This is a genomic window from Candidatus Avoscillospira sp. LCP25S3_F1, assembly GCF_052117125.1.
Taxonomy (GTDB): Bacteria; Bacillota; Clostridia; order Oscillospirales; family Oscillospiraceae; genus Avoscillospira_A.
In genome coordinates, this window is the sequence record NZ_JBQKJT010000038.1 from 1 (window position 1) to 8,886 (window position 8,886).

At 47.5% G+C, this 8,886-nt stretch carries 11 protein-coding genes and 1 pseudogene; 10 read left to right on the forward strand and 2 right to left on the reverse strand.

All coding sequences use genetic code 11. The features are described from left to right. Window positions 1-417 precede the first annotated feature (417 nt). Together ACTQ33_RS16630 and ACTQ33_RS16635 are read right to left on the reverse strand one after the other, a co-directional pair. Window positions 418-645 carry a helix-turn-helix domain-containing protein gene (locus ACTQ33_RS16630; protein ID WP_087242849.1) on the reverse strand — a complete coding sequence of 76 codons (228 nt, stop codon included), beginning with the start codon at window positions 643-645 and terminating at the stop codon, window positions 418-420. Between the two features lie 198 nt (window positions 646-843). Continuing rightward, a complete protein-coding gene (locus ACTQ33_RS16635; RefSeq protein WP_087242847.1) occupies window positions 844-1,053 on the reverse strand; it encodes a helix-turn-helix domain-containing protein in 210 nt (69 codons plus the stop codon). A 96-nt stretch (window positions 1,054-1,149) separates the two neighbouring features. Between ACTQ33_RS16635 and ACTQ33_RS16640 the strand changes: the two genes are divergently transcribed. The 10 genes and pseudogenes from ACTQ33_RS16640 to ACTQ33_RS16685 all read left to right on the forward strand — a co-directional run. Continuing rightward, on the forward strand, window positions 1,150-1,626 hold the full coding sequence (locus ACTQ33_RS16640) for a hypothetical protein (protein WP_441465616.1): 477 nt from the start codon (window positions 1,150-1,152) through the stop codon (window positions 1,624-1,626). Beyond that, window positions 1,583-2,239, forward strand: a complete 657-nt coding sequence (locus ACTQ33_RS16645; protein WP_441465617.1) for a hypothetical protein — start codon at window positions 1,583-1,585, stop codon at window positions 2,237-2,239. Before ACTQ33_RS16640 ends, ACTQ33_RS16645 begins: the two co-directional genes overlap by 44 nt. Window positions 2,240-2,346: 107 nt before the next feature. Then, complete coding sequence (locus ACTQ33_RS16650; protein ID WP_441465618.1) at window positions 2,347-3,495, forward strand: hypothetical protein; 1,149 nt, start codon at window positions 2,347-2,349, stop codon at window positions 3,493-3,495. Between the two features lie 70 nt (window positions 3,496-3,565). Next, a complete protein-coding gene (locus ACTQ33_RS16655) occupies window positions 3,566-4,144 on the forward strand; it encodes a hypothetical protein (RefSeq protein ID WP_008979983.1) in 579 nt (192 codons plus the stop codon). Between the two features lie 6 nt (window positions 4,145-4,150). Beyond that, the gene (locus ACTQ33_RS16660; protein ID WP_441465619.1) at window positions 4,151-5,029 is read left to right on the forward strand and encodes a hypothetical protein; all 879 of its coding nucleotides are present in this window, start codon (window positions 4,151-4,153) and stop codon (window positions 5,027-5,029) included. 42 nt (window positions 5,030-5,071) lie between these two features. After that, a complete protein-coding gene (locus ACTQ33_RS16665; protein ID WP_441465620.1) occupies window positions 5,072-5,536 on the forward strand; it encodes a DUF3879 family protein in 465 nt (154 codons plus the stop codon). Window positions 5,537-5,584: 48 nt separating this feature from the next. After that, window positions 5,585-5,878: a hypothetical protein gene (locus ACTQ33_RS16670; protein ID WP_441465621.1), complete on the forward strand. Its 294-nt coding sequence runs from the start codon at window positions 5,585-5,587 to the stop codon at window positions 5,876-5,878. Window positions 5,879-6,449: 571 nt separating this feature from the next. Beyond that, window positions 6,450-6,905 (forward strand): sigma-70 family RNA polymerase sigma factor, encoded by a 456-nt coding sequence (locus tag ACTQ33_RS16675; RefSeq protein ID WP_441465622.1) that lies wholly within the window; start codon window positions 6,450-6,452, stop codon window positions 6,903-6,905. A gap of 543 nt (window positions 6,906-7,448) precedes the next feature. Beyond that, a complete protein-coding gene (locus ACTQ33_RS16680) occupies window positions 7,449-7,634 on the forward strand; it encodes a hypothetical protein (protein ID WP_441465623.1) in 186 nt (61 codons plus the stop codon). 140 nt (window positions 7,635-7,774) lie between these two features. Next, window positions 7,775-8,886 (forward strand): annotated as a pseudogene (locus ACTQ33_RS16685) (recombinase family protein); the annotation flags it as partial.

Genomic DNA, 8,886 nt, shown 5'->3' on the forward strand with positions numbered 1-8,886 from the left:
CGAGGTGGCGGCGTACCTTTTTTGTCCTTTTGCTGTTCCATTTTTTTCGCCCCTTTCTATTCCAGTTTACGACTGATTTTTCTGTCCGTCAATTCGGGTATGGGGGCACGGCTGCTGCACAGGGATGAGGAGCAGAAAAAAGAACAAGAAAAAGACCATGGCCAGCGGTAAGCCGGTCATGGTCAAAAGCGTCCATCGGACGCGCAGCCGCAGAATGAAATTCTGCGTTCAAAGGGGCTTGGGGGCGCTGCCCTCAACAAGCAGAGCGGAGGGGAAAATCATGGCAGGATTTTTCCCTCTGCGGGCCGAGTGTATTAACACCGGCATTGCTTGCGCGTTTCTCCAGCCTCTAAATCTCTCCTAAATGCTTTCCGCTTTCAAGCGGTAAAAGAATAAGTATAAACCTACCAAGGCGGATCAATCTTCAAACAGTTTGGAAACTGGAATTTCCAGCACTTCCGCGATCTTAAACATGGTTTCCATGGATACACCGAAAGCCTGGGTGGGGCTTTCAATCTTTGCAACAAATGACCATGATTTACCGATTGCATCAGCAAAGGCTTCCTGTGTTAAACCATGTAGCTTTCGGTAGTATTGCACTTTTAAACCGAACTTGATGAATTGTTCCCGATATGCTGTCTCCATAATGCACCCCTTTTTATTAAAAGGGTATCATCAAATCAGGAAAATATTTATAGAGGGTAATTGTTATTTATAGCAATACAATGATATAATTAGGCAATAGAAGGAGCACATTAAGGAGACGGCAGCAGGAGAAAAAGCGGCAAAATACCAAGACAAATAAAAACCGATGGATCAGAAATTTTCCATCCATCGGTTTGCTCAATTTTGTTCATCTGGAAGATACTCTACAATGTCTGCCAAAGAACAATTCAACAACTTACACAGTGCCTCCAATGTATTGGTAGACACTGATTCTCCCGCCTTCATGCGGCGAATAGAAGCGCTGCTGATACCGCCCTTGACCTGCAAGGTATATGTTGTTGCCCCACGGCGCTCCATAGTCTCCCATAGTGGTGCATAAGAAATCACTCAACAGCCCTCCGTCCGCTTGCTATATCTTTATTATTGCCTATAATGGAGATACATTGTTATAGGCAATATTGCCTATGCCGAAAGGAACGCACTATGACAGAAATAACCTGCTTTTTTATTGGTCACAGGGAGGCAGACGATGAGCTGCTCCCTGCTTTGACAGCGGCAGTGGAACGCCATATCACCGAATACAGTGTCACCAGTTTTATGGTGGGCCGCTATGGCAATTTTGATAAGCTGGCGGCCAGAGTTGTCATAGACGCAAAAAAGCGCCACCCGGAGGTGACGCTGACTCTGCTGTTGCCTTATCATCCTTTTGATCGTCCAATACCTGTGCCGGTGGGCTTTGATGGAACCTTTTATCCGCCGGGTATGGAGACTGTACCCAAACGGGCCGCCATCATCAAAGCCAACTATTACATGGCAGACCACAGTTCCCATTTAATAGCCTACGCATGGCACCCGGCGAGCAACGCGCGCGATCTGGTAGAATATGCCCAGACAAGGGAGAAGAAAGGGAAAATCCATGTTGAAAACCTTGCAGGAAAAGTTGGTAAATCTTCTTTCTAAGAAGTGGCTACATCATTTGGTGATATTGTATGTAGGTGGCCTTTTTCTGCTTTGTGCCGGACTGCATATAGGAAATGAAATGTGTCTCGAAACAGAAGCGGCTTTTTGGAAAAGCCTTGTCACAACCCCTGAGCCGGAAACCTGTGCCATTTGCAGTAATTCCCGTGGTCCCACATTTCATGCCCCATGTCTACTTGATCTTTCAACAGGGAATTTGGCTGAACTGGCAATCTATGAACCATCCTGCCGCTATTCCGGTGAATTATCGGAAAACCAAAGTCTCGATCACAGTGTTATCACTTTCACAGCAAATGGCGACCCGATGTTTATTGACCGGCTGAAGGACATACAGCGGTGTGTTACCTACCTTCCCGGAGAGAAGGGGGAACCGATGGACCCCGAGCATTATTGCCGAAATTGCCGGGCGATCCTGGCAAGGGCCGCCACCACTGGCTATGTTCTTTTAGACCTATACCATTTGGATGAAATTGAGGCATATCCCATAGAAGAAGGGGCCGAATACAACATACGGATTTATAGTGTTTCGGTAACCTGTGACATAGAAAACAACTACTTGACTGTCACCAACATTGGACACCTTTTGACGTGCTGAACAGCCAAATTATAGGTACTGAATTTTCTGCACCGCTTCCTTAAATTTCAAGAAAATATGTCGATATAATTGTTAGAGAACCACTATGCGGGAGAAGTTGTTTTACTATGTCATGGCAAGTGCCAAATATAAACGGTCAGCTTTCTTCAGAACTGGTCAACAGCGGGTGGACTGTATATAAACAAGGAAGCACTCAATCCAGTCAAGGAAATACACAGGCAGCTGTCGGTGAGCAAGCGCGTCTTTCCCCACCCTCTTTCGATACCGTAGATTTTAGTGACAGCAATATCCGTGATATTACTGATGATGTAGTGCCGCCCGGCACTTTCCCCGATGAACCACAAGTGGATGAAGATGGGAAAACGATTGTCAGAAACCTGTGGGGCGGAATTAAAGTGGAATCTCGGATCGGAGCAGACGGCCAGTTCATCACATTTCCCGATGAGGCTAACCGGAGTGCTGCTGAAGGGGCCGCTACCCATGGTTTCTTTTATCACACCACCGATTTCCTAAAGGAGGCCGCCCAAAAGTACAGTACATTGGGCGAAAATGAAACCTTCCGTTTTCGGGATATTCAAGATGAAGGTTTTATCCGTGATACCCTGGATTTTCTGACCAATGGCAACTATACGGAAAAAGATGTCACCGCCATGAAAGAGCAAATGGAAGATGTTGTTCTGGAGCTGGCACAGCAGATCAAGGATGGCAAAGAGATTGATTTAAGCAGTGTCCAGACAAAGTTGACTATTGGTGGCTCTGAAATCGGAGTTGGACAGCTTTTTGAGCTGCAATCATTGGGCAAAGATTTGGAAGGCGTTTTGAATCAAACTTCCGTAGGCCAGATGGATTCCTTTGCATACGCTCAAAAAGGTCTTGCAAAATCTATCGCTGAATACTATGGCAAAGACTATGGAGCGGTAGGTGAAATGTTTGCAGACGGCATCGGGCGGCTTTATGAAAAAAGCATCCAAAATGTTCAAAAGCTAAACAATAGCATGAATAGTGGCTATGGCGGAATCGGTTGGTCGCAGAAGGAAAATGATTCCGTTCATACCGGCCTTGAAATTTCCGACCTGTTTGCCAATCTGGATTGCAGCAGCAAGGACGCTTTTATGGCGGACTTCAACGCAAAGCTCTCCGATATGCGCACTCTTGTGCAGCAGTTTGGGAAAAAATACAACCTTTCCGACTCCTATTTGGGTATCGCTGGAGATACGGCAGCTCTGATCAAATATATTCAGTCGGCAATTAGATGATTTGAGAGAAGTGTCTTTTTGTTCATCATCTTTTGCCAGCCGTTTTATGTGTAAAAGGAGATGAAACAGCATGACCATCACAGATATGGCCCGTATGCTGATGAATGCGGATCGGTATCAGCGGGGGTCCACACAGCCAAAGTATCCGAACGGCGCTGCGGTAGCGCATCCTGATACGCCGGATGACGGGATGGATATTACCGGGATGACTGCGGCGGATTTTCATATCATCCCTGTGTCCAACGAGATTGAGCAGAAGGTGCGGGACAGAGTATTTGAGAATATGAAGTACCGATATGGCATGACCGGGACAGGCAATGAATACGGAGAAATGGTACATAGCTATTTGATGTCTATCCCCGCTAAAGACCGGAGGGACGCAGCCTACACCATAGATCAAATTCATTTTGACGAAGTGGAAAAAATCAATGCCTTTGTCAAATCCCGTGTCCCCGGCTGGCAGCCTGGACAATCCTTTGATACCAGTATTTTAGAGGAATATCGGCAGGAGACGGCCCGTCTGGCATCGGAAACGCCCAATCGAGACACACAAGCAGCCTGCGGCCTGATTGCGGAAAAGCGGTTCGATACTTTCACAAGAGGCTCAGACACACCCACGGAAATTTCCCGAATATTGGTAAGGAGGTAAGTCCCTATGTTTGTATCAAATCTGCCCGGTTCTCTCCAGGGAGCTTGGGGCAACGCTCCATTTTTACAGGTCAACAGCCCTAAAATCGGGATCTTGGGGCAAAATGCCCCTACGCAGGATGTTCTGGGGCGAATGTCGGAGAATCTGTTGGATGCCCGACAACAAACCTCCCTTCGGGATCGTGTGGAGTTAAAATTTTCTGGAGTTTTGGACACGGAGTATTCCGCCCTGTCGGAGGTTCCAACCGAGACTCTAAAGTGTTTTGCCGGATTACTGGATGCGTACGCACGCTTTAACAGCATGACCGAGCATGCGCTGACAGAATACCGGGATCAGCTGACCGCCTTTGACCAGACCATTCAGGAGTATCAGGATATGCTGGACGGCAAGACTGCACTGCCGGAGGACATGAGCACAGAACAGGTACAGGCCATGCTGGATCTGGTGAAGGAGACCAGGACTCAGTTTTTGCAGGATGGCGGCAAAGAAGTAAACCGCCGGTTGGCCTTCTCAAACAGCTATGCAGATGACAGACTGTTCAACCATGTGGCATCCGCCGTGTTGGGCGAATCTTTCGAGAATGCGGGTAAGGGTGCCGATTTCTGGCGTATTGACCCAAATGCGGAGGACATCTATGGGGAAATTGACCGGGCGTTGGGCGCGGTGGACAGCCTGACCCAGACCTGCAGCCGGGGCCTTGGCGCTATTGCCACGGAGCTGAAGCGCCGGGGCTATGATGATTCTGACTTCATGCATTATTACAGCCAGTGGTATCAGTCCGAAAAGCCCCAGCTCTTGTGCAGTGAGATGAATGCTCTGGTGGAACGCACCCTGGCAGATCTACGCGAAAAAAGTCTGGCAATTTCCGAAGGTATAGATGACTAAAGCTGACAGCCTGGATAGACTTTCAGGAGGAGGCGTAACAAAATGACGATCACAGATATGGCCCGCATGATGATGAACGCAGATCAGTATCAGAGTAAAGTCACACAGCCGAAATATCCAAACGGCGCTGCGGTATCAGATCCGAATGCGCCTGATGACGGACTGGATATTACAGGCATGACCGCAGCGGACTTTCACATCATCCCCGTATCCAAAGAAGCTGAGCAGGCGGTACGGGATATAGCTTTGGAGCACATGAAAAAGTATTATGGGATGTCTGGGCCTGACGGCAATGATTTGGGAAATTTCATCAAGTCCTATTATAAGCAAGTCCCCGTCTCAGACCGCGCCAATGCTGGCTGGACATTGAATCAAATGCACAGGGATGAGGCCTATCGTCTCTATGATTTTGTCCGTTCTCGTGTTCCTGGCTGGGAGATTGGTCAATGGTTTGATACCAGTATTTTGGAGGAATATAAGCAGGGGACTATGGATATAAAGGCATAAACATTTATTACACGGTTAAAGTTCATATCAACAAATGAGCAAGAAATTTTGGACTTCAAGGAACAGTTGCAGGAGTGGGATCGAACCATCCAAGGCTATCAGGATATTCTGGATGGAAAGGCTGCTTTGCCAGAGGGACATACTATGCAGAGCATCCTTTGGTCTTATCAGACAGCCCAAAGGAACAGGGAGCAGTTTCTCCAAGATGGCATCGCCCATATTAACGGATATCAATACGGCGAATTATTTTCCAACGAAAGAGTATTTGAAATCTTGAGCCGACCCTCAAAATTCGTACTTCGACAAGACCGAAGAAATGAACATCCAAAAGCTGATGATTGAGCGGTTAATGAAGGAACCTCTGCATGACCCCTTGAATGAAATCTAAGCCCGTTTGGGAAAAATAATCACGCTAAAAGCGGCAGAAAGGGACACCTTTCTGCCGCTTTTTTTGTTCTCAAAGTGTGTGGTTCTATAAAAACATCTACGCCTATTTTTGACAAAATAATCTTTTCATTTATTGTATAATGGAAATAAAAACTTTCTCGTGAAATATGTTAAAAAAACCATTTTATTTAACAAGAGGGTCGGTTAATGAAAAGATTCCCCTTTCGCTGTCCCTCCGCCGTTTAGCGGAGAACTTCATGATTTAATAACTTTTCTCAAGAGGGCGCAAGTAAAGTCAAAATTACTTGCGCCCTCTTTTTATATACCCTTTTTCAACAAAATACTCGTTTTTATTACATTTCATGTAAAAAAAGCAAGAGAATCTCACAAAAAGTCTGACAAACCTCCACCCGCTGTCTTTAAATTTGTAATATTTCGACAGAAACAGTATCGCACCATTGGCTGCCGTTCGCCGCCCTCCAGAGTTTGAAACCTACCCATTTTCAAACTCTTGGAGGTAACGGTTATGAGCAAAAATTGTGAAGAAAGGGCAAATTATTATCTTTACATAGATGGACAAGCTGTGTCGGTGAGTGAACAGGTTTACCGTGCCTATCAGCACTATGAGCGGAAGGAGGAATACTTTTTCTACGATCTAAAAACGGAAAAGTTTCAGAAAGAAACCGCAACCTTTTTGCCCAGCAGAGAGGATTCCTATGAACGGCTGTTGGAAAAGGACAGGCAGTTTGCCGCCTCTGGTGTGTCCGTGGAGGAACAGGCCGTCTCGTCTGTTTGGCTGGAGGAATTGTTGCAATGTCTGTCGGCAGATGAGAGAGTCATTCTCCACAAACTTTGTTTCGAGGACAAGTCAGAACGGAATGTCAGCATAGAGCTTGGAATTTCCAAAACAGCTCTGCACCATCGCAAAGTCAAGCTGCTCCAGAAGTTAAAAAATTTTTTGGAAAACATGGGGAAATCATAGACCAAAACTACTCTCCCAACGGGGAAGTAAGTGAGGGGGTCTGTTCCCTCGTGCAGCTTGACAACTGAATAGACGGCATTTCCGGTACATAAACCCATGTATGAGCGAATCAGGCGCGCCGCGAAGATGGACAGCCCTAGGAGGTGATGAACAGGACTGTTCTGAGCGATCTACGCCAGCCTGAACCCCGAAAGCGGCACTTTGGGGCGCGGTGACTGCATGGGGGCTTAAAGATACTTCCTCACGGCCTCCTAAAGACTTGGGGGGAACCCTGCGGCGCACGAGCAACCTGGGCAACACAGGCAAAACGACGCTGTGGAGTTATGACAGCCGCGCCAGCGGAGACTGGGAATGTCCCCATCGTCAGGGGTGCATGGCAAATATGACGAATACAACTTAAACTCCAATATAGCAGCCGTACCGACCAACAGGTTCGTATATCCCCTCAACAGTATCGGTACGGCTGCTTTTTTATATGAATTAGGACAACCAGTTCATTTATACCTTATGGAAAATACAGTTTTTGACTGGAGGTGCGTCAGTATGGAGCAACTGAATACCCTAACGACTTCCTATAAAGAGGTCAAGATTGGAAAAACCGTTTACCGTGTGACCAGCTTTTTTTCGGGTGAAAAGGACCTGGGAAAGACTTTGGAGCAACTGGCTATCCGGCGCGCTATGTCGGAAACTTCTGTACCTGCCAGCTGCTCCACGCATACCGCTACATAAGCACACGCCATCCTCTCGGCATTGCCGCATCCTTGCGCGGCGATGGATTCTCCGCTACGATAGTCTTACAGGGATACTCCCTGTGGAGCCATCACGCCGCACGAGGTATGGAATCTGGATCGTCGGGAGGGAAAACAAAGATGATTGAAAAAACATACAACGTCGGTATCTACTGCCGTTTGAGCAACGATGATGAACGCGACGGGGAATCCGTCAGTATCGAGAACCAAAAGCTGCTGCTCCAGAACTATGTGAGACAGCGGGGCTGGAATGAAATCGACACCTATATTGATGATGGGTACTCTGGTACGAATTTTGACCGTCCTGGGGTCAAGCGGCTCATTGAGGACGCCAAGGCCAAGCGGATCAATGTGATTCTGGTCAAAGACCTGTCCCGTTTTGGCCGCAACTACATTGAGTTTGGACAGTATACAGACTATTTGTTCCCGTCCCTGGGCTGCCGGTTTATCGCTCTGAACAACGGCATTGACACAGAAAGCACCAATGGCAGCACCGATGTCATGTGCTTTTTGAATTTATTTAACGAATTTTATAGCCGCGACACCAGCAAGAAGGTTAAAGCGGTCAAAAAAGCCTGTGCCGAAAACGGGAAATTCATGGGAACCTATCCCGCCTACGGCTACCGGCGCGATCCGGCAGATAAACACCATCTGGTGATTGACGAGAAAACTGCCCCGATTGTGCGCCGTATCTTCGAGATGCGGGCAGCCGGAGCTGGCTTTCATGCCATAGCCGTCGTCTTGAACGAGGATGGCATCCCATCCCCCGGTGTGCTGTACTATTAGCGCAAGGGACAGAGTGATCCGCGCCAGGTCAATCACAAATGGGCTGAGCAGACCATCAAACGTATCATTCGTAATGAGGTTTATATCGGCAACATGGTTCAGGGAAAAACCGGAACCATGTCGTATAAATCCCGCAAGCTCATTGGCAAGCCGGAAGAAGAATGGATTCGTGTAAATGGAACCCACGACCCCATTATCTCGCAGGAGCTGTGGGATACCGTGGTCAGCATTGACAAAAAGAAAGTGCGAAAATCTCCTACTGCTGACGGCTGCAAGAGTATTTTCACCGGCCTTGTGTACTGCGCGGACTGCGGATTCAAAATGAGAAATCAGGTTGAGCCCTTCCCGGAAAAACGGACACGAAAAACGCAGAAAAACGGAATGAATCATAGTTATTCTCGTGGATGCTCGTTCATGCAGCCTGAGCCGCCAGAAGGTTTTTCTCA